Below are 23,477 nucleotides of genomic sequence, written 5' to 3'. Positions count from 1 at the left end.
ACGAACCGATCGAACTAAAATGTTGAACGCATCTAATTAATTATCGGGTACCGGTTTCCCCGGTGTGAGCCGAGGTGCCTCGGAGGAGCTACTGCGTCCGGTTGGGCTTCCCCAGGGCCTTCTGCCGGAGTTCACTGACGATCTCGTCGTTCCAGACGTGCTCGCGCACCAGCCGATAGCGCTCACGGCTCATCCACAGATAGGCCTCGGCATCGGTGCGGTCTTCGAGAATCTCGGCCGCCCGGACCATGCGGACCACCGGCAGGTACTCCTCACCGAACCAGCGTCGTGCGACCGTTCCGCGGTCGACGAACTCCCCGAGTTCCTGCATCAGCCGAAATCCCCAGGCCTCCACCGACTCGCTCAGTTGCGCGTAATCGAACGGGTCGGTGACCTGTACCGCCTCGCGTGCGCGTCCCACCAGGGGCACGCGACTCAGGAAGATGCGGCGATGATCCTTGATCAACAGATCGCCGCGCCGGGTGATGCCCTCGGGGGAGATACGCGTGATGATCTCGGTGACGACGGCGTCGATCGTCGTGCGATGCATCGCGAACGCAATCGACACCCGGTGGTGCCCGTCGACGACGAAGTGCATGCCGCCGATGCGGTACACCTGGATCGGCGGCATCGCTTCACCGCGGCGCTGCGCCGCCGCCAACCGCTGCCAGCGTTCCCTGATCCGCGCCGAGGTCGGCCTGAAGAACCTGTCGAAGTCCCGGGTGCGGTCGACACTTCCGACGATGGTCTCGACGCGAATGACCTGCAGACCCAGGTGCCGTTCACCGACCTTGCCGAGGGCAGCGACCACCTCGTCGAACGGCAGGATGGTGTTGACGTCGTCGGGTTGACGCCGCAGCCACCCGACGAGTCTCGCCACGTCGGCGCGTCGACGCTGGCGGGTGAAGTCGTTCTCCGCGTCGGCGGCCGGAAATCCGGTGTCACGTGCCATGTCTGCGCCTCACGATCCTCGGTGCTTCGACGTGCTGTCGCTGCCCACCCGGTTCGACGTCGAGCAGGGTGTATCCGACGGTGTTGATCACCGCCGCCCCGTGCAGGGCCAGATCGTCCGGGGTGTGGCCGTGTGGATGAATGTGGCCGTGCAACAACAACTGTGGGGAGAGCCGACGCGTCACCTCGTCCAGGCAGTCGAAGCCGACGTGTGCCGGGTCGGTGTCGTCGCCGACTCCGAGGGGTGGGCTGTGAGTGAGCAGAATGTCCACCGGCCGTACGTCCTTGCGGACGTTGCGATTCCACGCGAATGTTCGAGTGAGGGTGCGTGAGCGTCTGCGCTGCTGACGTTGCGTCCATTGATTGGGTCCGCCGTTGTAGCGGATCGACCCGCCGAGACCGGCGATACGCAGACCGGCAGCGGACACGATCCGCCGGTCGACGTTGATCGCACCCACCGGCCCCGGCCAGGTGGCAGGCAGCCCGGCGCGCATCCAGCCGGCCTTCCCGGCCGAATAACCCGTCAGGTCCGCGTCGTGATTGCCGGGAACGAACACGCACGGAGCGTTCAACGCATCGGTCAGGTACTCGAGGTAATCGAACGGAAGGTCACCCGCGCCGAGAATCAGATCGACGCCGAGCGACTTCACCTGCGGACTCCACAGAGATTCGATCGTTTCGTCGGACACAGCGAGAACGGATACCACGGGTACGACGGTACCCACCTCGTCCGCGGTGGCACCTCCGAACGGACTTCTCGGGCACCGGTGGTGTTGGATGGGTCTCGTGAGCGAGAGTGTCATTACCGCGGTACGCGCACATCTGGTGACCGAGATCGGCGACGACAACCCGTCGTCCGCGTCCGTGACGTTCCTCGGCCTGGAGTCACTGGACGTGCTGCGATTCGGTGCGGACTCCGACGTGGTGCGGTACGTAAGCCTCGGCTGCTCGCGTCATCCCATGGCGGACCCGAACGACATGGTCGCCGATCCGTCCCGTGGCCCTCGCGCCGAACTGGTACTGACCCTTCGCGGTGGCGCAGGCGTGGCGTCGGGCGTCCACAAGAGCTTGGCCGTGCTCGCGGCCTCGCCTGCGGTGGAGGGCGTCGTGCTGGTGGAGGACGCCCTGCTCGATCTCGGTGAGCCGCTGTGGACCAACGCGCCGTTCACGGCCGTGCTGCTCGGGCCGAGCGACATCGCGGACCTGCCGCTGCCGGAGCCTTTCGATCCGGTTCATTTCTTCGCCGCGGTGCCGTTGACCGGAACCGAGGCCGCCTGGGTGCGGTTGCGCGGGGCGGACGCGTTGCGCGAGGCCTGGAAGGAAGCGGGGATCGACGTTCGAGACCCCAACCGGTCCGCAGCCAGCCTCTGATCGGGCTCCTGCGCACAGGGTGTCGATTTCCGGTGGCTACCCGCTTCTGTCGGAGGTCGTCCCTGGTTGTAGATCTCAGGCGCAGGATCTACAGCCAGTTGTTCTTGTGGAACGTGCGCCACAGACCGACGCACACGCAGGCGACGATCGCGACGATCGTGTGGTAACCGTAGGTCCAGTGCAGCTCGGGCATGTTGTCGAAGTTCATGCCGTAGATGCCGGCCACCATGGTCGGCACCGCCGCGATCGCCACCCAGGACGAGATCTTGCGCATGTCGAGGTTCTGCTGCATCGTCACCCGAGCCAGGGCGGCGTCGACGAGCGAGCTGAGTACCTCGTCGTATTCGGAGATACGTTCGGCGACGGTGGTGTGATGGTCCTGCACGTCGCGCAGGTACCGCCGGACGGACTTCGGAACACTGGGCTCCTGGACCAGTCGTGCGAGCGGCGTCGACAGTGGTGTCACCGACCGGCGTAGTTCCACGACCTCTCGCTTGAGCAGATAGATGTTCTCGATCGGCACGTGGTGATGCGGAGAGAACACCTCCTCCTCCATGCCGTCGACGTCCCTCTCGATCGAGTCGGTGACGGCGAGGTACTCGTCGACGACGTGGTCGGCCACCGCGTGCAGCACCGCCGACGGGCCGAGCGCGAGCTGCTCCGGATTGTCCTCGAGGCGCTGGCGCACGCCGGCCAATCCGGAGTGTTCGCCGTGTCGGACGGTGATGACGAAATCTCGACCGACCATCACCATGATCTCGCCGCTCTCGACGATCTCGTTCGCCGTCGTCACCGATTCGTGTTCGACGTACTTGACCGTGCGCAGGACGAGGAATGCGACGTCGTCGTATCGCTCGAGCTTGGGCCGCTGATGCGCGTGCACGGTGTCCTCGACCATCAACTCGTGCAGGTCGTAACACTGAGCGATCGCGTTCATCTGACGGTCGTCCGGCGCATGCAGGCCCACCCAGACGAACCCCTCGCCGCGGGCTCGTACTTCGGCGATCGCGGACGTGTGAGTGAACCGGCCGGGTAGCCGGGAGCCGTCGACGTAGACAGCGCAGTCGACGATGGCGCGCGCCGTCGGCACCGGTATTCGTGGACTCGAATCGGGAACGGCCTTGTTTCCTCGTCGGTGCAGCGAGGGCAGTGAGGGACGCGGTGGAAGGGACGGCATGGCGGGCAATCGTACGCCAGGAAAACGACAGAACAGTGGGCCCGGAACATCACGGCGGTACGCCTGGGACACTGTTCTGGTGCTCATCGATCTCCACACCCACTCGACAGCGTCCGACGGTACCGACAGCCCGGCCGAGCTGGTTCGCGCTGCGTCGGCAGCGGGCCTGTCGGTGGTGGCGCTCACCGATCACGACACCACGGCCGGATGGGACGAGGCCGCTGCCGCATCGCCTGCAGGCCTGACGCTCGTGCGCGGCATGGAACTGTCGTGCACCGGTCGTGGGGAGGACGGCACGCCCGTCCCGGTGCACCTGCTGGCGTACCTGTTCGACCCCGAGAACGAGGCATTCGCCGCCGAGCGTGCACGACTGCGCGGTGAGCGGGTGACCCGGCTGCGGGCCATCGCCGAGAACATGGCCGCGGACGGCCTACCCATCGATCCCGACGCGGTTCTCGCCTCGGCCGGGGAGGCCGCCGGTCGTCCCCATCTGGGCCAGGCTCTGATCGAGGCCGGCTACGTCTCGGACATGGACGCGGCGTTCGCCGGTCCGCTGGCAACGGGTGGCAAGTATTACGTGGGCAAGGTCGACACTCCACTCGACGTCGCCGTCGAGATGATCGCCGCCGCAGGCGGCGTCAGCGTGCTCGCGCATGCCCGGGCCCGCAAGCGCGGACGCATCCTGGATCTGGACCACATCCGAGAACTCACCCCGCTCGGGCTCGGCGGTGTGGAAGTCCACCACATGGACCACTCGCCGGAGGACACCGTGGTGATGGCCGAGTTGGCTGCGGAGCTGGACCTCATCGTCACCGGGTCCTCGGATTATCACGGCACCAACAAGACCGTGAAGCTGGGCGAGTACACCACCGACCCGGAGCAGTACGACCGACTGATCGCGGCGGCCCGGTCATGAACTTCGACGTGACGCTGTACTTGACGGTTCTGATCACGCTGTTCGTGATCATGGATCCACCGGGCGCGATTCCGGTGTTCCTGTCCCTGGTGGGACGCAAGAGCAAGGAAGTGCGCAACAAGGCCGCATGGCAGGCACCCGCGGTCTCGCTCACCGTCATCTCGGTGTTCGCGATCGGCGGCCAGGCCATTCTGAGCTACCTGCACATCGGCATTCCGGCACTGCAGGGCGCGGGTGGACTTCTGCTCCTGCTCATCGCGCTGTCGTTGCTCACCGGTAAGGGCGCGGGCGGCGACGCGGCGGCCGAGGACGTCAACGTCGCACTCGTGCCGCTGGGAACGCCGTTGATGGCGGGCCCCGGAGCCATCGCCGCGGTGATCGTCTACGTCAGTCAGGCCGACGGCAACGCGAGCTCGTTGCTCGCAATTGCCTTGGGCATCATCACGATTCACGTCCTGTTCTTCGTGATTCTACGATTCTCCACCGTCCTCATCCGGCTGCTCGGCGAGGGCGGCATTTCGCTGCTGGCGCGCATCGCAGGCCTGTTGCTCGCCGCCATCGCGGTGCAGTTGATCGCGGACTCCGTCCGCGGATTCGTGGCCGGAGCATGAGCGGGGCCGGAGCGGGTGCCGGGCTGCGCTTCCTACGCGGGCTCAGCGGCATCGTCACCGCCGGACTCGTGGTGCTGGCTATTGGCGTCGGCGTCACCCAATATCTCGGTCAGTCCCGCGGCTACCCGGGACCGGGCGCGCTGTCGGTCACCGTGCACATCGTTGCCGCTGTCGTCGCCATCGCAGCTCAGCGCATCGCCGATCATCGACGCGGATTCACCGCCTTCCTCGGAGCGATCGTGGTCTTCGTGGTCACCGGTCTCGTCCTGTGGACCCAATGGTGGCAGTAGGGCAGTAGGGCAGTGGTGGCAGTAGTTCACGCTGGTTTCTGACTCTGTGGTCAGGTCGGTGGGCGGTATGGCACACTTGGGCCGTTGCAGCGATGCGGCTACAGCCCATCGTTGACTGTGCAGGCACACCCGCCGCACGTGCGAGACACGCTTTTCGGCAGTCGGCAGCCAGCACTGGCGCCCTCCGGTAGTCCGCGACCTTTTCGAGCATCAATCACTTCGTAGACACGTGTTGCCTCGTCGAGGCCGACAGTGCGAGGAGCTTTCACCGTGACGGCAGTCGAAGACACCACAGGAACACCATCGGCAGTTGCGGCCGCGATCACCGACGACGAGATCTTCGCCGGGCATCTCGGCGGCAAGCTTTCGGTCCAGTTGGCCGCGCCGCTCGAGACCCAGCGCGATCTCTCGATCGCGTACACCCCGGGAGTGGCCCAGGTCAGCCGTGCCATCGCCGCCGACCCGGCACTGGCCAAGCGCTACACCTGGACCGACCGACTGGTCGCCGTCATCTCCGACGGTTCCGCGGTGCTCGGCCTGGGCGATATCGGTCCGCGCGCGTCGTTGCCGGTGATGGAGGGCAAGGCGGCGCTGTTCAAGAAGTTCGCCGGCCTCGATTCCATCCCGATCGTGCTCGATACCCACGATGTCGACGAGATCGTCGAGACGATCGTGCGGATGCGACACAGTTTCGGAGCCGTCAACCTCGAAGACATTTCCGCCCCGCGGTGTTTCGAGGTGGAACGACGCGTCGTCGAGGCACTGGACTGCCCCGTGATGCACGACGACCAACACGGCACGGCCATCGTCGTCCTTGCGGCGCTGACGGGTGCTGCACGGGTACAGGGCCGGGACCTGGCCGGGCTTCGAGTGGTCGTCTCGGGTGCAGGCGCTGCAGGCGTTGCGTGCGCGAACATGTTGCTCGCCGCCGGCATCTCCGACGTCGTGGTCCTCGATTCCAAGGGCGTCGTCTCGGCCGATCGCGGTGACCTCGCCGGCGTCAAGGCCGACCTCGCCGCACGGACCAACCCTCGTGGACTGAGCGGGGGACCTGGCGATGCGCTGGCCGGAGCCGACGTGTTCCTCGGACTGTCCGCAGGCAAGGTGGACGAGAGCGTCATCGCCTCGATGGCCCCCGAGTCCATCGTGTTCGCGCTCTCGAACCCGGATCCGGAGATTCACCCGGAGGTGGCCAGGAAGTACGCGGCCATCGTCGCGACCGGACGCAGTGATTTCCCCAATCAGATCAACAACGTTCTGGCCTTCCCCGGTGTGTTCAAGGGCGCGCTCGACGCCGGTGCACGCCGTATCACCGAAGGCATGAAGCTCGCCGCTGCCGAGGCAATCCTCTCGGTTCTCGGCGACGAGTTGGCCGCGGACCGAATCGTCCCGAGCCCACTCGATCCTCGCGTCGCCCCGGCCGTTGCGGACGCAGTTGCGGCAGCAGCGCGAGCCGAGGGCGTCGCGTAGGAAAACAGAAAAAAGCACCCCGAACCCCGCCCTATCCGGGCCGGTGGTTCGGGGTGCTTTTAGTTTGCGTGAGTCGTCGTCAGACTTTTGCCAGTCCGGTCGGCATGCGCCGGAGGCGACCGGTTCCCGGCACCGACGTCCACACTGCAAGGGCGAGAAGGCCGTCGACGACGAGTGTGAGCAGCGCGACGAGGATCGCCCCGACAAGAACCCGGCCGTAGTCGTACAGCGCGAGACCGTCGAAGATGTAGCGACCGAGCCCGCCCAGGTTGACGTAGGCCGCAACGGTCGCGGTGGCGATGATCTGCAGGGTGGTGTTCCGTAGTCCGCCGAGGATCAGTGGGAGTGCATTGGGGATCTCTACCCGCAGCAGCACCTGTGATTCGGTCATCCCCATTGCACGGGCGGCGTCGACCACGTGGGCGTCGACGTTGGCTATTCCCGAGTAGGTGCCCGCCAGCAGCGGCGGTATCCCGAGCAGGACCAGCGCGATGATCGGCGGGATCAGACCCAATCCGATCACCAGGACCAGGAACACCAACACACCCAGAGTCGGCAGTGAGCGCAGAGCGTTGACCAGTCCGACGACCACCGCTTCGCCGCGGCGCAGGTGACCGATGATCAGTCCGATGGGAATCGCGACAGCGGCCGAAAGCACAACGGCCAACAGCGAATACCACATGTGCTCGAGCAGTCGAGCGCCGATTCCCGTCGGCCCGGCCCAGTTGGCACCGTCGAGGATGTACGAGAACGCTTCGGAGAACAGATTCATGCGCGCGCCTTCCTCGTCGACGAGCTGTCCTGCCGGGTCCACGGCGTGAGTCGACGGCCCACCAGGTACAGGGCGGCGTCGAAGATCAACGCCAAGAACACGATCGAGATGATGCCGGCGAAGATCTGATCGGGATAGTCACGTTGGTAGCCCTGGGTGAACAGCTGGCCGAGACCACCGATACCGATCACCGAACCCACCGAGACCAACGAGATGTTGGTGACCGTGACAACTCGAATATTGGCGATGAGCACCGGCAAGGACAGGGGGAGCTCGACAGTCACCGCCCGTCGTAACGACGAAAAGCCCATGGCCTGAGCCGAATCGACGACGGCGAACGGAACCGAATCGAGTGCCTCCGGAACCGCGCGAACGAGCAGAGCCGTGGAGTACACCGTCAGTGCGATCACCACGTTCAGCGGATCGAGCACAGGCAGTCCCACGACCGCAGGAATGGTGACGAACAGTGCCAGTGACGGCAACGTGAACGCAATGCTGGCCACCGTCAACGTGATTCGGCGGACCCACCGCGTATTGCGAATCAGGGTGCCGACCGGAACGGCGATGAGCAGTCCGATGAGCAGGGGCACGAGCGACAGATACAGATGTGTCTTCGTGTACCCGAGTACGACGCCGAAGTTGTCGAACAGCCAGGTCACTGTGCGTCGTTCCCGGTCGCGCCGAAGTGGTGGCGATTGCGCTCCTCGTCCTCCGACTTGCGCTGTACGGCCAGGTTTTCGAGAATCTCCGCACCGTCGACGCTGCCCACGGCGGCACCGGCCGAATCGACGGCGACGCCGATTCCCGACGGAGACGAGATCGCCGAGTCGAGCGCCTGCCGTAGATCGCCGCCCTCGAGGAACAGCGACCCACCGGCCGCGGTGCTCTCGTCCAGGCTGCCGCCGCCGCGTACCTTCTCGACGCCGGTGGCGTCGATCCAGCCGAGGGGACGACGCTGGGAGTCCACGACCAGAACCCACTGCCCTTGGTCGAGTCGCAGGGTGCTCATCTCGTCCTCGGTCGCGGTATGGATCGGATGCATCGTCACCGACTGCGCGGAGCGGAAAGACAGGCCGCGGTAGCCGCGGTCGCGGCCGACGAACGACGCCACGAACGACGTCGCCGGTGCCGCGAGCACGGTCTCGGGCTTGTCGTATTGCTGCAGACGACCCTGCGGTCCGAAGACTGCGATGTGGTCGCCCAGCCGCACGGCCTCGTCGATGTCGTGCGTGACGAACACGATCGTCTTCTTCAGATCGGCCTGCAGCCTGAGCATCTCGGTCTGCAGATCCTCACGCACCACCGGATCGACGGCGCTGAAGGGTTCGTCCATCAACAGAATCGGTGGGTCCGCGGCGAGCGCGCGGGCCACACCGACGCGCTGTTGCTGCCCGCCGGACAGCTGCGCCGGGTAGCGGGACGCGAGAGCGGGATCCAGGCCCACTCGTTCCAGTACCTCGAGCGCCGCCTTGCGGGCAGCGCGCCGGGACTGACCGTTCAACACCGGAACCGTCGCAACATTGTCGACGACGGAACGGTGGGGCAGCAGCCCGGCACTCTGGATGACGTAGCCGATTCCTCGGCGCAGCTTCACCGCGTCGGTGTCGGCGATGTTGCGGCCGTCGACCGTGATGACACCCGAGGTGGGCGCGATCATCCGGTTGATCATGCGCATCGACGTCGTCTTGCCGCAGCCGGACGGCCCCACGAACACGGTGAACGAGTGTGGCTGGATCACCAGGTCCAACGAGTCGACTGCCGTGGTGCCGTCCGGGTACGTCTTGGTGATGTTCTCGAAGGTGATCATCAGCTGACCGGCTGGTCCAGACCCTTGTCCTTGACCCACGCCGTTGCCGCCGCAGCCGGTTCGACCTTCTGGTCGCCGGACACCGACGTGTTCAGTGCGATGAGCTCTTCGGTGGTGATCTGCGCCGAGACGGCGTCGAGAACCTGAGTGAGCTTGTCGGACTGCTTGGACGTCCGCAGCACCGGGATGACGTTCTGAGCGGCGAAATTGTTCTCCGGGTCTTCGAGAACCACGAGATCGTTCTGCGCGATGGCAGGCGAGGTGGTGAAGATGTCCGCCGCGACGACCTGGCCCGACACGAGTGCCTCGACCGTGGCCGGTCCGCCGCCGTCGGAGATGGGCACGTAGTTACCGGGGGAGATGTCCAGGCCGTACTTCGCTTTCAGGCCCGGCAGTCCGCCGACGCGCTCCTGGAATTCCGGCGTGCCCGCGAACGTCACCTCTGAGGAGAACGGTGCGAGATCGCCGACGGTCTTCAGATTGCGCTCGGTTGCGGTCGCGCGGGTGACGACGACGGCATCCTTGTCCTCGCCGGGTGCCTGGGCCGTCACCGAGAGGTCGTCGCCGAGTGCGGCGGGCAGTGCCGCCAGCACGTCCTCGGACGAGGTGGCCGTGGCAGATTCGTCCAAGTACTGGAGCAGGTTGCCCGTGTAATCGGGAATCAGGTCGATCGAGCCGTCGCGGACGGCGGGAATGTACGCCTCGCGGCTACCGATGTTCAGCTTGGTGCTCACCTCGAAACCGTTGGCGCGCAATGCTTCTGCGTAGATATTCGCGACGGTCTCGGACTCCGGGAAGTTGGCCGAGCCGACGATGATCGAGTTCGTGTCGTCGTTGTTCTCGCCGCCTCCGCTCGAGAGCGGATCCGAATTTCCGCCGCAGGCGGTCAGTGCGGTGACCGACAGGGCGAGCGCGGCAACGGCCGCCACTGCCTTCGGGGCGGAGAACGCGCGCGTGATTCGGGAGGTGGTCATGGTGTCCTTCCATCGGTTCGGGCACAGACGAAGCCCCAACTCCGACGGGTGCCGCCCGATCACCGGGGACACCGCCGAACCAGGACTCGGGCTGCTCGGGATGGTAGTCGACATCGCCGTGCCCATAAGGTTGGTTCGACTACCCTCTCGTTCGCATCTGTGCCCCGCGGTCGGGATCGGTAAACCCCACGGGCAGTGAACAGGAGAAAATGAGAGTGCGTTCGTCGATTCTGGCAGCGGCCCTCGCGGTCACTATTGCAGGTTCCGTCGGTGGGTGCAGTGCGGCCGACCGGGCCGAACCTGGGCACATGCCCGTCGTCGTCGGAGCCGGGAATTCCGACCTCTCCCGGTTGCTCGCACAGATCTACGCAGGAGGACTCCGGTCGACGGGAGCCGAGGTCTCCGTCGCCGAGAACCTGGGGGATCGGACGGCGTACCTCGCGGCGCTGGACCGCGGCGAGGTATCGATGATCCCCGACCTGACCGGGGACCTGTTGCGCACCTTCGACACCCTGGCCGGGGCAACCGAAACAGAGGACGTGTTCACCGAGCTGAACCGATCGCTGCCCGCCGGACTGTCGGTGGGAGACTACGCAACCGCCGAGGATCGATTGGCCCTTGCTCTCGCTCCAGACGCGATCTTGGACGAGGGCGCGACGGTGACCGAATTTCTTCGTCGGGACGACGTGACAGTCGGAACGGTCGAGGGGGAGGTCGATCCGATGGACGTGAGGATGGAGGGTGTGGGCAGTCCCAGCTTCACCGGGGCCCGTTTCTCCGAGTTCATGGTGTACCCGGATGCGCAGTTCGCCGTCGACGACCTGAATTCCGGTGCGGTGGATGCTCTCGCGATTCGGACTGCGTCGTTCGGTCCGCTGGCCAAGGATCTGACGACTCTGCCCGACGACGATCACGTGTATCCGGCGCAGAACGTCGTTCCGCTGTACCGCACCGGTGTGCTGGACGAGAGTGCGGTGAAGTCGTTCTCGGTGGTGGCGGGGGAGCTGACGACAGCGGACCTCGCCGACATGATCGGCGAGGTCCGCGGGGGTGCTGCGTCAGGCGATGTCGCCGGCCGCTGGCTCGGCGAGCACAGCCTCTGACACGTCGGACTTCTGCTTTGCTCTGAGCTTGCGGCCCAGATAGGAACCCATGTGCTGGACGGCTTCGGCTGCTTCCCGCAGGATCGACGCCTGCAGATGCGCCACGTGCCAGAGCCTCTTGTACTCGATGTACTCGAGTTCGACGCCGGACAGGCGCAGCTTGTCCGCGAACGCGGTGATCTGCGGATAGAGCACCTCGTCCGTCCCGACGTGCATGACGACCGGAGGCAGCTCATCGAGGTTGCCCTGGAGCGGCGCGAAGCCTTGATCCAGCGGGTCGCCCGCCCCGAGATACGCGTCGGCCGAGGAGTTCGACCACCCGGTGTTGACCACCAGGTCGCGCGGCTTGACCGCGTCGCGTGCGCCCGGATCGACCCACGGTGAGATCAATCCGAGTGCTGCCGGCCTCGCGCCGTCGTCCACCAGCCGCCTCGCCGTCGCGACGGTCAACCCGCCGCCTGCCGAATCACCGGCGATGGCGATGCGATCCGGGGTGAAGCCGTGCGAACGCACCAGTTCTCGGAACGCCGCCACGGCGTCGTCGAGCGCGGCCGGGTACGGGTTCTCCGGGGCCAGTCGGTAGTCGAGTACGTACACGGCGCTGGCCGACTCTCGGGCCAGATGGGCGGCGAGCGATCGGTGGGTGTTGATCGAACCGATCGTGAACGCGCCCCCGTGGAGGTACAGGATGGCGGTGTCGCGTTCGGTGGCTCCGACGGTGATGCGCTCGGCTCGCCTGCCCGCGAGCGTCAGCTTCTGCGCGACGGTCCCGTGCGGGAGCGTCTGCACGGGAGCCGCGGCCTCGAGGACCGCCCGCTGCGCCCGGAAGGACAGACGCGGATTCAGCGCGAGGCGATAGAAGGGCTTGAGCGCCGCCGCAACGATCGGCAGTGGAACGTAGAAGGCTTTCACGACGCGGCCCGCCTACTTCTTCGACCGTGGCATGGCCCGATTGGACACCGCAGCGATCAGGCCCTGGTACCGCGAGCCGGTGATGCGTTGCAGCAGATCGAGCGCGATGGCGTCGGAACCGATGAGCACGCGACCCCGGCCCTTCTCGACGCCCTTGAGAATGGTCTTGGCCGCGTCGATCGGGGTGGTCTTCGCCAACTTGCTGTCGAAGAACTTCGCCACGTCGGCCTGGTCGAAATTCTCGGCGACGGTGGCGTTGCGGGCGATGGCAGTCTTGATGCCGCCGGGGTGCACCACGGTCACCTTCACCGGAGCCTTCGCGATCAACATCTCCATGCGCAGCGACTCGCTGAATCCGCGGACGGCGAACTTCGCAGCGTTGTACGCGGACTGGGACGGCATCGCCAACAGGCCGAACAGGCTGGAGATGTTGACGATGTGGCCGTCGCCCGAGGCCTTGATGTGCGGCAGAAATGCCTTGGTGCCGTTGACGACGCCCCAGAAATCGACGTCGACGATGCGCTCGATGTCCTTGAACGAGGACTTCTCCACGTCACCGTGGTAGGCGATGCCCGCGTTGTTGTAGATCTGGTTGACCTTGCCGAAATGCGCGACGACGGCCTCGGCGTAGTCCAGCACGGTCTCGCGCTGCGAGACGTCGAGGAAATCGGACTTCACCTCGGCTCCGAGTGCTTCGACGCGGCGCACCGTCTCGTCGAGTCCGGCGGTGTCGACGTCGGACAGTGCGAGCTTGGCTCCGCGTCCGGCCAGCTCGAGGGCCAGGGCCCGGCCGATTCCCGAACCCGCGCCGGTGACGACGGCTACCTTGCCTGTGAATGTGCTCATCGTGCGGACACCTTGTCTGTGTTGTTGCCGGCGGCCGTGCTCGCCGACGCGGAGGTCAGATCTGCGGTTGCGACGCTACGGTACGCATCGAGATCGAAATGCTTGGTCTGACGACGGAACTCGAACGTGAACCCGGGCCACAGGGTGGTGTTGTTTCCGTGCTTGTCCAGATACCAGCTGGCGCAGCCACCGTTCATCCAGACGCTCTTGGCGAGCTGGTCCTGCAGAGTCACGTTGTACTCGTCCTGCACGTCCTTGCGCACTTCGATGGTCCCGATGTCGTGCTTGTCGATGGTGTTCAAGGCGTCGACCAGGTAGTTGATCTGCGACTCGATCATGAAGACCATCGAGGTGTGCCCGAGGCCGGTGTTGGGGCCGACGAGGAAGAACATGTTCGGGAAGTTCGCCACCGCGGCACCCTTGTAGCCCTGCTGTCCGCCGTCGTCGAACGTCTGCGCCAGCGTCCGGCCGTCCTTGCCGACGATGGCTTGGTATGCAGGCGAATCGGTGACGTGGAAGCCGGTGGCGACGACGAGTGCGTCGATCGGGCGCTCGGTGCCGTCCTTGGTGACGATCGATCCCTTCCGGATCTCGGCGATGCCGTCGGTCACGAGGTCGACGTTGCTCTGCGCGAGAGCGGGGTAGTACGCGTTGGAGATCAACATGCGCTTGCAGCCGATGCGGAAGTTCGGAGTCACCTTCGCGCGCAGCGCCTTGTCCTTGATCTGCGTGCGCAGATGATTCTCCGACGCCCACTGCAGCGGCTTCATGAACGCGGGGTTCTTCGCCAGCCCGACGACCTGGGTCTCACGCATCGCGTAGATGCCGGCGCGGGCGAGGCGCTGGAAGCCGGGCACATGCTTGAAGGCGAAGCGCTCGAGCTTGGTGTACGGGCGATCGGCGCGAGGGAGGATCCACGGCGCGGTGCGCTGGTAGACGTCGAGGTGCTCGACCTGGCCTGCAATGGCGGGAACGATCTGGATCGCCGACGCGCCGGTCCCGATGACGGCGACGCGCTTACCGGCGAGCGAGACGTCGTGGTTCCACTGAGCGGAGTGGAAGACGTCGCCCTCGAAATCGTGAATTCCCTTGATATCGGGCAGGTTCGGCTCACACAGTGCGCCGACGGCCGAGACGACGATCTTGGCGGTGTAGTTGCCGGTGGTCGTCTCGACGTCCCAGCGGCTGGTGGAGGCGTTCCATCGCGCCGACGTCACGTCCGTGCCGAAGACGTGCTTGTCCATGACGCCGTACTTGCGCGCAACTCCGGCGATGTACTTCTGGATCTCGGGCTGGGTGGAGAACGAACGAGTCCACTCCGGGTTCAGCGCGAACGAGTACGAGTACAGATGCGAGGGCACGTCGCAGGCTGCACCGGGGTAGGTGTTGTCGCGCCAGGTACCGCCCACATCGTGGCCGCGTTCGACGACGACGAAATTCTTCTTGCCTGCCTTGGTCAGCTTGATCGCTGCTCCGAGCCCGGCGAAACCACTGCCGATGATCAGCGTATCGACGTGACGCGGCGACGTTGCGCGGTCCGAAGTATCTGTTACGGGAAGACTCATGTAGAGCAGACTAGAAGCTTACTGAGTGTGAGTCAATAGTTATTGACTACTATTCAATAGGATGATTGCATGGCGGATGTGAACCGCGCTGGAGTATCGACGACGAAAAGGACCAGACTCAGTCCGCAGCAACGACGAGCGCAGCTGATCGAGCTCGGCACCGAGATGCTCGCCGATCGGCCACTCGAACAGATCTCCGTCGAGGACATCGCCGATCAGGCCGGAGTCTCCCGAGGTCTACTGTTCCACTACTTCGCGTCCAAGCAGGACTTTCACCTCGAAATAGTCCGCGAGGCGTCGCGGTCGATGATCGAACGGACCGCACCCGACCCCGACCTCGAACCCTTCGAGATTCTGCGCGACTCCATCGCCAACTACGTCGACTACGTCAGCGAGAAACGCGACACCTTCATCTCCCTGCTCCGCGGCACGGCAAGCGGAGACCCCCAGATGCGCGAGGTGTTCGAGCAGACCCGCACCACCATGGCCGATCGCACTCTCGTCCAACTCGCTCAACTCGACGTCGATGTCACCCCCACCATCGACCTCGCCGTCCGCGGGTGGATCGCCTTCGTCGAAGAAGCCACCATCACCTGGCTCAGAAATCCACAGATCACCCGCGACGAGTTGATCGACCTGAACGTCAACGCCCTACCTGCTGTCGCCCTGGCCCCGGGCATGATCTCCGCGCTGCTGGGAGCCGACGCCGACGCCTGAGCCCCGCCCCAGTGTGCGTCCCCCCGGTTCGACGTCCTCCCCGGTTGGACGTCCTCCCCGGTTGCAGGTCCTCCCCAGTTGGGATCAATGTCCCTTTGTTGCAGTCTGACCGACTGAATCCCGCATTCATCCGAAGTGCGGCCGAGGCCACAGCCGAATGAATGCGGCTTTGTTGCAGTCTGACCGACTGAATCCCACATTGATCCCAACCCGGGTGCGCCCAGAAACGACGAAAGCGGCCCACTCCCGAAGGAGTGGGCCGCTTGTCGCTGTCGGAGATCTAGTCTTCGCCGACCTTGTTGAAGGCCTCGTCGATGATTTCGAGTTGCTCGACGGCGTGCACCTTGCTCGATCCCGAGGACGGTGCGGACATGGCGCGACGGGAGATGCGCTTGATGCCGACCAGCTTTTCGGGCATGAGTTCGGGCAGTGCGAGACCGAAGAACGGCCAGGCACCCTGGTTCGCAGGCTCTTCCTGAACCCAGCGGAATTCCGTTGCGTTCGGGTAGCTCTCGAGTGCTTCCCGGATTCGACGCGTCGGCACGGGGTAGAGCTGCTCGATTCGGACGATGGCGACGTCGTCGCGGTTGTCCTTCTGCTTGCGAGCGAGGAGCTCGTAGTAGAGCTTGCCGCTGACCATCAGCACACGCTTGACCTTGCTGCGGTCGCCGGTGCCGGTGTCGTAGGTGGGCTCGTCGAACACCGAGTGGAACTTGCCGTCGGTGAAGTCCTCGATGTTGCTCACTGCTGCCTTGTTGCGCAGCATCGACTTCGGGGTGAAGACGATCAGCGGGCGACGGATTCCGTCACGCGCATGCCGACGCAGCAGGTGGAAGTAGTTCGCGGGGGTCGAGGGGAGTGCGACGGTCATCGATCCTTCGGCGCACAGCGTCAGGAAGCGTTCGATGCGTCCGGACGTGTGGTCCGGGCCCTGACCCTCGTGGCCGTGCGGGAGCAGCAGCACAACGTCGGAGAGCTGTCCCCACTTGGCTTCACCGGACGAGATGAACTCGTCGATGATGGACTGGGCACCGTTGACGAAGTCACCGAACTGCGCTTCCCACATCACCAGTGCGTCCGGGTTGCCCACGGAGTAGCCGTACTCGAAGCCGACGGCCGCGAACTCGCTCAGTGCGGAGTCGTAGACCATGAACTTGCCGGGATTGTCGCTGCCGATGTTCTGCAGCGGCGTGTACTCGGAACCGGTCTTGCGGTCGATGATCACCGAGTGCCGCTGCGTGAACGTGCCGCGGCGGGTGTCCTGGCCCGAGAAACGAATGTTGCGTCCCTCGTCCACGAGCGAGCCGAGTGCGAGCAGTTCGCCGAAGGCCCAGTCGACCTTGCCCTCGTACGCCATTTCCCGACGCTTCTCGAGCACCGGCTTGACGCGGGGGTGCACGTTGAATCCCTCGGGAATGTCGAGGTGCGCATCACCGATGCGGTGCAGGACGGCCTTGTCGACGGCTGTGGTGAGTTTGGTCGGCAACTGCTGGTCGAGTTCGACCGATTCGCTGGGCTCCGGGGTGTACTTCTCGAGTTCGCGTACCTCGTTGAAGACGCGTTCGAGCTGACCCTGGTAGTCGCGGAGCGCGTCCTCGGCTTCCTTGAGCGAGATGTCGCCACGGCCGATGAGCGATTCGGTGTAGCTCTTGCGGACGCTGCGCTTGGTGTCGATCACGTCGTACATCGCCGGCTGGGTCATCGAGGGGTCATCACCCTCGTTGTGTCCGCGACGGCGGTAGCAGATCATGTCGATGACGACGTCCTTGTGGAACTTCTGACGGAAGTCCACTGCGAGCTGAGCCACCCAGGCACATGCCTCGGGGTCGTCGCCGTTGACGTGGAAGATCGGCGCGGCGATCATCTTGGCCACGTCGGTGCAGTACTCGGACGAGCGCGAGAACTCCGGCGAGGTGGTGAAGCCGACCTGGTTGTTGACGACGATGTGCACGGTTCCGCCGGTGCGGTAGCCACGCAGATCGGACAGGTTCAGCGTTTCCGCGACGACGCCCTGGCCTGCGAAGGCCGCGTCGCCGTGCAGCATCAGCGGCAGCACGGAGTAACCGCCCTGGCCGGTGCCCTTGTCCAGGAGGTCCTGCTTGGCCCGGACGAGGCCTTCGAGAACGGGGTCGACGGCTTCGAGGTGCGACGGGTTCGCCGTGAGCGAGACCTTGATGTCGTTGTCGCCGAACATCTGGATGTACGTGCCCTCGGCGCCGAGATGGTACTTCACGTCACCGGAGCCGTGTGCGGCAGCCGGGTTCATGTTGCCCTCGAACTCGGTGAAGATCTTCGAGTACGGCTTGCCGACGATGTTGGCCAGCACGTTCAGACGACCGCGGTGCGGCATGCCGATGACGACCTCGTCGAGGGCGTACTCGGCGCTCTGGTCGATGACGGAGTCCATCATCGGGATGACCGACTCGGCACCTTCGAGCGAGAAGCGCTTCTGTCCGACGTACTTGGTCTGCAGGAACGTCTCGAAGGCCTCGGCTGCGTTGAGCTTGCTGAGGATGTACTTCTGTTGCGCCACAGTTGGTTTGACGTGCTTGGCTTCGACGCGTTCCTGCAGCCACGAGACCTGCTCGGTCTCGAGGATGTGGGTGTACTCGACGCCGACGTGGCGGCAGTACGAGTCGCGCAGGACGCTGAGCACGTCGCGCAGCTTCATCTTGTCCTTGCCGTGGAATCCGCCGACCTTGAACTCGCGGTCGAGGTCCCACAGCGTCAGGTCGTGGCTGATCACGTCGAGGTCCGGATGCATCCGGAACTTGTCCTTGGTGAACTGCAACGGGTCGGTGTCGGCCATCAGGTGACCGCGGTTGCGGTACGCCGCGATGAGCTCGAGCACGCGGGTGTTCTTGTCGACGGTGCCCTCGGGCAGATCCTTGCGCCAGCGGATCGGCTCGTACGGGATCTTGAGCGAATGGAACAGCTCGTCGTAGAACTCGTCGCTGATCAGCAGATTGTGGATCGTCTTGAGGAAGTCGCCCGACTCCGCACCCTGAATGATGCGGTGGTCGTACGTCGAGGTCAGCGTCATGAGCTTGCCGACGCCGAACTCGGCGAGACGCTCGTCGCTGGCACCCTGGAATTCCGCCGGGTACTCCATGGCACCGGCACCGATGATGGCACCCTGGCCGTTCATCAGGCGCGGGACGGAGTGGACGGTGCCGATTCCGCCGGGGTTGGTCAGCGAGATCGTGACGCCCTGGAAGTCCTCGCCGGTGAGCTTGCCGTCGCGGGCACGCCGGACGATGTCCTCGTACGCGTTGTAGAACTGCGTGAACGTGAAGTCCTGCGTGTTCTTGATGGCCGCGACGACGAGGGAACGGTTGCCGTCCTTGCCGGGAAGGTCGATCGCCAGACCGAGGTTGATCGACGCCGGAGTGACGGCATTGGGCTTGCCGTCGACCTCGGCGAAGTGGCGGTTCATGTTCGGGAACGCCTTGACGGCCTGCACGATGGCGTAGCCGAGCAGGTGCGTGAACGAGATCTTGCCGCCGCGGGTACGCGCGAGGTGGTTGTTGATGACGAGGCGATTGTCGACCATGAGCTTGGCCGGGATGGCTCGCACGCTGGTAGCTGTCGGAATCTGCAGCGAAGCGGACATGTTCTTGGCAACCGCTGCAGCTGCGCCGCGCAGAATTTTGCTCGACTCTTCACCGAATTCGGCAGCGGCGGGCTTGGCCGGGGCTGCCTTCTTCTCGGCCGGCTTGGCCGGGGCCGACTTCGCCGGAGCAGGCTTGGATTCAGCAGCCTTGGGAGCTGCGGCCTTCGCGGGGGCTTCGGTCTTCTTGGGAGCTTCGGTCTTCGGGGCTTCGGTCTTCGCGGCCGAGGCGGCGGGCTTCGCAGGAGGCGCGGGTGCTGCGGGAGGAGCGGACTTGGCCGAGCTGCCGTTCGAGGCCGAGCCGTTGGAACCGGACTTACCGTTGGAGATGGGGTTCTCGTCGATCACGGCTTCGGGGTCGTAATCGGTGAGGAACTCGTGCCAGCTCGCGTCGACGGAGGACGGGTCCTGCTTGAACCGCTGGTACATCTCGTCGACCAGCCATTGATTTTGTCCGAATTGGGTAGTAGAGCTGCTGCTCACGGCAGTAGTTCGCCTCGTTTCTGTCTTCGTTCCCGATCAGCGCGCGTACGACTCCAGGCTAGACCTCGGGTCGAGATCGCGTGCGTCCGGGACGTAGCTGTGATATGTACTCACCGGTAACCATCGGCCTCGTTGTCGATGACCCCGTTGACTATCGAATTATTCCCCCGGTTCGTTTCGGCTGCAGCCCACAATGTGGCGTAGAAGCCGTCCCGTTTGCGAAGTTCGGAATGTCGTCCGACTTCCACGATACGACCACCTTCGACGACCACGATCAAATCCGCTCGTGCGGCGGTGGCCAATCGGTGCGCGACGACCACTGCGGTGCGGGTTCGCGCAACGGCGTTGCTGGCTTCGAGGACCTTGCGTTCGGTGGCCGGATCGAGGGTCGCGGTCGCTTCGTCGAGCAGGAGTAGATCGGGATCCACCAGTTCGGCGCGGGCCAGCGCAATGAGCTGTCGTTGGCCGGCCGACAACCCTTGGCCGCGTTCGCCGACAGGTTGCTGCATACCGCCGCGAAGTGCAGCGATGGTGTCGAGGGCCCCGACCGAGCGTGCCGCGTTCTCGATGTCGGCCCTGCTGGCATCGGGCCTGCCGTACGCGATGTTCGACGCGATGGTTCCGGTGAACAGGTGGGCTTCCTGCGGTACGACGCCCAGCCGGTGGCGGTAGTCGGACAACCGGTAGTCGCGGAGGTCGTGGCCACCTACGCGTACCGATCCCGAGGTCGGGTCGTAGAACCGAGCGAGCAGCTTCACGACGGTGGATTTGCCTGCTCCGGTGCGGCCGACCAATGCGACGGTGGTGCCGGCCGGGATGCTGAGAGATACCTCACTGAGCGCGTCGGAGTGAGCTCCGGCATACCGAAAGCTGACGTCGACGAGGTCGATGTCGGCGTGCAGGCGATTGCCGACGACTGCACCGGACCCGGTCGCTGTCGCTGTTTCGATCGAACTCGTCGTGCGTAGGAGGTCTCCGATTCGGCCGACGCCGACGCGGGCCTGCTGGTAGCCGTCGAATACTTGCGAGAGTTGCTGGATCGGGCCGAAGAGGAGTCCGAGGTACAACACGAACGCCACCAGGGTGCCCGCGGTGGCGGTGCCCGTGGCGATTTGATGCGCACCGACGAAGACGACGACGGCCAGCGCGACATCCGAGAGCAGCGTGATGAACGGGAAGAACACCGAGATCGCGGTCTGCGATCGCATGCGGCTCGCACGGTAGCGGTTGCTGCGTTCGGCGAAGCGAGAGGCTGCGTACTCCTCACGTCGGTATGCCTGCGCTGCGCGCAGTCCGGTGACGTTCTCCTGGAAATCGGCGTTGACGATCGAGATGCGTTCGCGCGAGGTCGAGTACGCAGCCGAGGAGATGCGTCGGAAGACGACGGTTGCGACGGCGAGCGGCGGCACGACGGCCAGGGCGACCAGCCCGAGCGTCGTATCCGTGACGAGCAGTGCGATCGCGATGCCGACGACGGTCAGCACGCTGACCACGGCCGTGGACGCGCCGGTCTGGATGAACGACGACAGCGCATCGACGTCGGTGGTCATTCGCGTCATGATGCGCCCGGACAGCTCGCGCTCGTAGTAGTCCAGCCCGAGTCTCTGAATGTGCGCGTAGCTGCGTACTCGCAATCCGAACAGCACCCGCTCGCCGGCTCGTGCGGTGAGCACGGTCGTCGCGCAGACCACGAACCAGCTGGCAGCAGCCAGGGCGACGCCTATCGATGTTGCGATCCACAGGGTGTCGGAGTCCCCGCGGGCCACGCCGCCGTCCACCGCGTACCGGACGAGTGAGGGAAAGGCGATCGAGGCGATCGAGTCCAGCGCCAGCAGCACCACGACACCTGCCAGCAGCAGCCGGACAGGACTCAGCAGTCGTGAGAGCCGGAATTCCGGGTCGGGTCGACGCAACTGTTGTCCCGATCCGCCTGGTTCCTCCGTTGCCGGTGGCAGGGCTGCCACCGCGTCGGAGATGGCCTGCGTCGGTGCCAACGAGCCGAATGCGCCGGCCATCGCTGCGCCGTGGGTGCCTCCGCCTCCGGCACCTGCGGGCGGCATCGCGGTACCGGGGTTCGATGCGGCTTCCAGAGCATCGTCCGGCCAGAGCATCGCCGCCGACGGTTCCGTGCGCGGTTCCGGTGCGGCGTCGCTGTGTTCGTTCTCGTCTCCGCCCGCGAGGAGAGCGCGGAACAGTGGGCAGCGCTCGTCGAGTTCGTCGACTGTGCCGGTGTCGATGATGTGTCCACCGTCGAGGACGGCTACTCGGTCGGCCAACGTCAGCGTCGATCGGCGGTGTGCGAGGACGAGGGTCGCCCGGGTACGCACGCCGCGCAATGCGTCGAAGATGGCGGCCTCGGTCTCGGCGTCGACGGCGGAGGTGGCGTCGTCGAGGACGAGAATCCGCGGCTCGACCAACAGGGCGCGAGCCAGGGCGATGCGTTGGCGTTGCCCGCCCGAGAGGGTGAGGCCGCGTTCGCCGACGAGACTGTCGTAGCCATCGGGCAGAGCGTCGATGAAGGTCGAGGCCTGAGCCAGCCGAGCCGCGTGTTCGATCTCCTCCGCGCTTGCCTCGGGCCTGCCGAGCGCGATGTTGGCGGCGATGGTGTCGGAGAACAGAAACGGCTCGTCGAAGACCAACGACACCGCTTCGCGCAGTGACGCGGAATCCAGGTCGTCGATGTCGATGGACGTGTCCCCGGAGGTCACCGCGATCCGGCCGCGAGTAGGGCGATAGAAGCGGGGGAGCAGCAGGGAGAGCGCGGTCTTTCCCGAGCCCGCGTGTCCCACGACGGCCACCGTCTCCCCGGGGGCGATGCTCAGGTCGAGGTCGCTGAGAACGTTGCGCTCTGCCTCGAATCCGAACGTGACGCCGGTGAGGTGGACGCCGAGGGGGCCGTCGGGCAGTGCGATGGGGTGCGCCGGTTCCGGTGCGGTCGGCTCGGTGTCGACCACTTCGTAGACGCGCTCGACGGCCGCGCGGGAGAGCTGCGCCATGATCACCACCGACGACACGGTTCGGGTGACGGCCGACAGCGTGGCCACGTAGGTGGCGAAGGCGAGGAAGGTGCCGATGGTGATGTGGCCGTGCAGTGCCAACCAGCCGCCGAGAGCGATGACGCCGACCAGTCCGAGCTGAGGAATGGTTGCCATGGTCGGTGCGAACCGTGAATTGATGCGGGCCGAGCGCATACGTTCGGCGAACAGCCTGCGCCCGAGAGCTTCGATGCGATCCACCGCACGCGCTTCCTGCCCGAAGCCCTTGACCACCCGGACTCCGGTGACGGTCTCCTCCACGTGCTGGGCCAGATCGGCGGCGCGCTGTTGTGCTGACCAGGTGGCAGCGAAGAGGGTGGGTCGCATCCGGTAGACGACGACGCTGACCGCGGGAACGATGACGACCGCGACAAGGGTGAGCAGCGGTGAGAGGTAGGCCATCACGACCAGGGCCAGGACGAACTGCAGAATTGCCCCGGCCGACAGCGGCACCATGGCGAGCAGACCCTGCACCAACTGCAGGTCGGTGATCGATCTCGACACGACCTGGCCGGTTCGGATTTCGTCCTGCTTGCGACCGTCGAGTCGCTGCAGCGACGCCAGCAGGTCCATCCGCAGATCGTGTTGGACATCGATCGACAGGCGCCCGGCGAGCATGCGCCGACCGAACTGGCAGGCGAACCGGAGAGCACCCAGCAGTGCGATGGCTATCGCGACTCCGGCGATCACGTCGTTCTTGCCTGCGCTGGCGTCGTCGATCGCGAGGCGCGTCAGCAGCGGAAACGAGATGTCGATGAGCGCGGCGATCATCGTCACGCCCAGTGCGCCGAGTGCCGTCCGCCGGTGCAACATGCACTGCGCGAGCAGACGTCTGATCCAGCCACGCCGTGTGATCGACGACGCGGT

Annotated in this window: 19 protein-coding genes; 7 read left to right on the top strand and 12 right to left on the bottom strand. The window is 65.4% G+C overall.

Annotation, left to right across the window (positions count from 1 at the left end; all coding sequences use genetic code 11):
* Positions 1-88 precede the first annotated feature (88 nt).
* A complete protein-coding gene (locus K414_RS0122785; RefSeq protein ID WP_027498035.1) occupies positions 89-952 on the bottom strand; it encodes a hypothetical protein in 864 nt (287 codons plus the stop codon).
* Positions 942-1,658, bottom strand: coding sequence for a metallophosphoesterase (locus K414_RS0122780; RefSeq protein ID WP_027498034.1), 717 nt, complete (start codon positions 1,656-1,658; stop codon positions 942-944). Before K414_RS0122780 ends, K414_RS0122785 begins: the two co-directional genes overlap by 11 nt.
* A 79-nt stretch (positions 1,659-1,737) precedes the next feature.
* Here K414_RS0122780 and K414_RS0122775 point away from each other — a divergent pair, with 79 nt between their 5' ends.
* The gene (locus tag K414_RS0122775; RefSeq protein WP_027498033.1) at positions 1,738-2,322 is read left to right on the top strand and encodes a suppressor of fused domain protein; all 585 of its coding nucleotides are present in this window, start codon (positions 1,738-1,740) and stop codon (positions 2,320-2,322) included.
* An 88-nt stretch (positions 2,323-2,410) separates the two neighbouring features.
* Here the strand turns inward: K414_RS0122775 and K414_RS0122770 are convergent, their stop codons facing one another.
* Entirely contained in the window at positions 2,411-3,499 is a 1,089-nt protein-coding gene (locus K414_RS0122770) for a magnesium and cobalt transport protein CorA (protein WP_027498032.1), read from the bottom strand.
* 79 nt (positions 3,500-3,578) lie between these two features.
* Here K414_RS0122770 and K414_RS0122765 point away from each other — a divergent pair, with 79 nt between their 5' ends.
* The 4 genes from K414_RS0122765 to K414_RS0122750 all read left to right on the top strand — a co-directional run bounded on the left by K414_RS0122765 (position 3,579) and on the right by K414_RS0122750 (position 6,786).
* The gene (locus K414_RS0122765) at positions 3,579-4,415 is read left to right on the top strand and encodes a PHP domain-containing protein (RefSeq protein ID WP_027498031.1); all 837 of its coding nucleotides are present in this window, start codon (positions 3,579-3,581) and stop codon (positions 4,413-4,415) included.
* Positions 4,412-5,026: a MarC family protein gene (locus K414_RS0122760; protein ID WP_027498030.1), complete on the top strand. Its 615-nt coding sequence runs from the start codon at positions 4,412-4,414 to the stop codon at positions 5,024-5,026. Before K414_RS0122765 ends, K414_RS0122760 begins: the two co-directional genes overlap by 4 nt.
* On the top strand, positions 5,023-5,316 hold the full coding sequence (locus K414_RS0122755) for a hypothetical protein (RefSeq protein WP_051365246.1): 294 nt from the start codon (positions 5,023-5,025) through the stop codon (positions 5,314-5,316). The genes K414_RS0122760 and K414_RS0122755 overlap by 4 nt, the downstream gene beginning before the upstream one ends.
* Positions 5,317-5,586: 270 nt before the next feature.
* The gene (locus K414_RS0122750) at positions 5,587-6,786 is read left to right on the top strand and encodes an NADP-dependent malic enzyme (protein ID WP_027498028.1); all 1,200 of its coding nucleotides are present in this window, start codon (positions 5,587-5,589) and stop codon (positions 6,784-6,786) included.
* Between the two features lie 79 nt (positions 6,787-6,865).
* Here K414_RS0122750 and K414_RS0122745 read toward each other — a convergent pair whose 3' ends face one another.
* The 4 genes from K414_RS0122745 to K414_RS0122730 are packed head-to-tail and all read right to left on the bottom strand — an operon-like array spanning position 6,866 to position 10,339.
* Positions 6,866-7,558, bottom strand: coding sequence for an ABC transporter permease (locus tag K414_RS0122745; RefSeq protein ID WP_027498027.1), 693 nt, complete (start codon positions 7,556-7,558; stop codon positions 6,866-6,868).
* Positions 7,555-8,217, bottom strand: coding sequence for an ABC transporter permease (locus K414_RS0122740; protein WP_027498026.1), 663 nt, complete (start codon positions 8,215-8,217; stop codon positions 7,555-7,557). Before K414_RS0122740 ends, K414_RS0122745 begins: the two co-directional genes overlap by 4 nt.
* Entirely contained in the window at positions 8,214-9,365 is a 1,152-nt protein-coding gene (locus tag K414_RS0122735) for an ATP-binding cassette domain-containing protein (RefSeq protein WP_027498025.1), read from the bottom strand. Before K414_RS0122735 ends, K414_RS0122740 begins: the two co-directional genes overlap by 4 nt.
* Positions 9,365-10,339: an ABC transporter substrate-binding protein gene (locus tag K414_RS0122730; protein WP_027498024.1), complete on the bottom strand. Its 975-nt coding sequence runs from the start codon at positions 10,337-10,339 to the stop codon at positions 9,365-9,367. Before K414_RS0122730 ends, K414_RS0122735 begins: the two co-directional genes overlap by 1 nt.
* 209 nt (positions 10,340-10,548) lie before the next feature.
* On the opposite strand from K414_RS0122730, the gene K414_RS0122725 reads away from it, so the two are divergent.
* On the top strand, positions 10,549-11,442 hold the full coding sequence (locus K414_RS0122725) for a glycine betaine ABC transporter substrate-binding protein (protein ID WP_027498023.1): 894 nt from the start codon (positions 10,549-10,551) through the stop codon (positions 11,440-11,442).
* Here the strand turns inward: K414_RS0122725 and K414_RS0122720 are convergent.
* From K414_RS0122720 to K414_RS0122710, 3 genes are read right to left on the bottom strand one after another with little or no spacing between them, the layout of a single operon-like run.
* Positions 11,398-12,354, bottom strand: coding sequence for an alpha/beta hydrolase (locus K414_RS0122720; RefSeq protein ID WP_027498022.1), 957 nt, complete (start codon positions 12,352-12,354; stop codon positions 11,398-11,400). The genes K414_RS0122725 and K414_RS0122720 overlap by 45 nt on opposite strands.
* A gap of 12 nt (positions 12,355-12,366) precedes the next feature.
* Positions 12,367-13,200 (bottom strand): SDR family NAD(P)-dependent oxidoreductase, encoded by an 834-nt coding sequence (locus K414_RS0122715; protein WP_027498021.1) that lies wholly within the window; start codon positions 13,198-13,200, stop codon positions 12,367-12,369.
* Complete coding sequence (locus K414_RS0122710; protein WP_027498020.1) at positions 13,197-14,765, bottom strand: NAD(P)/FAD-dependent oxidoreductase; 1,569 nt, start codon at positions 14,763-14,765, stop codon at positions 13,197-13,199. Before K414_RS0122710 ends, K414_RS0122715 begins: the two co-directional genes overlap by 4 nt.
* A 69-nt stretch (positions 14,766-14,834) precedes the next feature.
* On the opposite strand from K414_RS0122710, the gene K414_RS0122705 reads away from it, so the two are divergent.
* Positions 14,835-15,482, top strand: coding sequence for a TetR/AcrR family transcriptional regulator (locus K414_RS0122705; protein ID WP_032371667.1), 648 nt, complete (start codon positions 14,835-14,837; stop codon positions 15,480-15,482).
* Between the two features lie 280 nt (positions 15,483-15,762).
* On the opposite strand, the gene K414_RS0122700 is transcribed toward K414_RS0122705, so the two are convergent.
* Both K414_RS0122700 and K414_RS0122695 read right to left on the bottom strand, forming a co-directional pair.
* Positions 15,763-19,575, bottom strand: a complete 3,813-nt coding sequence (locus K414_RS0122700; protein ID WP_080729385.1) for a multifunctional oxoglutarate decarboxylase/oxoglutarate dehydrogenase thiamine pyrophosphate-binding subunit/dihydrolipoyllysine-residue succinyltransferase subunit — start codon at positions 19,573-19,575, stop codon at positions 15,763-15,765.
* 110 nt (positions 19,576-19,685) lie between these two features.
* The gene (locus K414_RS0122695) at positions 19,686-23,423 is read right to left on the bottom strand and encodes an ABC transporter ATP-binding protein (protein ID WP_037220493.1); all 3,738 of its coding nucleotides are present in this window, start codon (positions 23,421-23,423) and stop codon (positions 19,686-19,688) included.
* Between the last annotated feature and the right edge of the window lie 54 nt (positions 23,424-23,477).

The organism is Rhodococcus sp. JG-3 (assembly GCF_000482405.1).
In the GTDB taxonomy this organism is placed as follows: domain Bacteria; phylum Actinomycetota; class Actinomycetes; order Mycobacteriales; family Mycobacteriaceae; genus Rhodococcoides; species Rhodococcoides fascians.
The sequence above is the reverse complement of the archived record's forward strand: the minus strand, read 5'-3'. Positions and strand labels throughout refer to the sequence as shown.

Bases quoted from the DNA above. Each gene is read 5' to 3' on its own strand.
- K414_RS0122760 (WP_027498030.1), top strand. From the start codon at position 4,412: ATGAACTTCGACGTGACGCTGTACTTGACGGTTCTGATCACGCTGTTC.
- K414_RS0122785 (WP_027498035.1), bottom strand. From the start codon at position 952: ATGGCACGTGACACCGGATTTCCGGCCGCCGACGCGGAGAACGACTTC.
- K414_RS0122725 (WP_027498023.1), top strand. From the start codon at position 10,549: ATGAGAGTGCGTTCGTCGATTCTGGCAGCGGCCCTCGCGGTCACTATT.
- K414_RS0122730 (WP_027498024.1), bottom strand. From the start codon at position 10,339: ATGACCACCTCCCGAATCACGCGCGCGTTCTCCGCCCCGAAGGCAGTG.
- K414_RS0122695 (WP_037220493.1), bottom strand. From the start codon at position 23,423: ATGTTGCACCGGCGGACGGCACTCGGCGCACTGGGCGTGACGATGATC.
- K414_RS0122755 (WP_051365246.1), top strand. From the start codon at position 5,023: ATGAGCGGGGCCGGAGCGGGTGCCGGGCTGCGCTTCCTACGCGGGCTC.
- K414_RS0122745 (WP_027498027.1), bottom strand. From the start codon at position 7,558: ATGAATCTGTTCTCCGAAGCGTTCTCGTACATCCTCGACGGTGCCAAC.
- K414_RS0122710 (WP_027498020.1), bottom strand. From the start codon at position 14,765: ATGAGTCTTCCCGTAACAGATACTTCGGACCGCGCAACGTCGCCGCGT.
- K414_RS0122715 (WP_027498021.1), bottom strand. From the start codon at position 13,200: ATGAGCACATTCACAGGCAAGGTAGCCGTCGTCACCGGCGCGGGTTCG.
- K414_RS0122705 (WP_032371667.1), top strand. From the start codon at position 14,835: ATGGCGGATGTGAACCGCGCTGGAGTATCGACGACGAAAAGGACCAGA.
- K414_RS0122770 (WP_027498032.1), bottom strand. From the start codon at position 3,499: ATGCCGTCCCTTCCACCGCGTCCCTCACTGCCCTCGCTGCACCGACGA.
- K414_RS0122735 (WP_027498025.1), bottom strand. From the start codon at position 9,365: ATGATCACCTTCGAGAACATCACCAAGACGTACCCGGACGGCACCACG.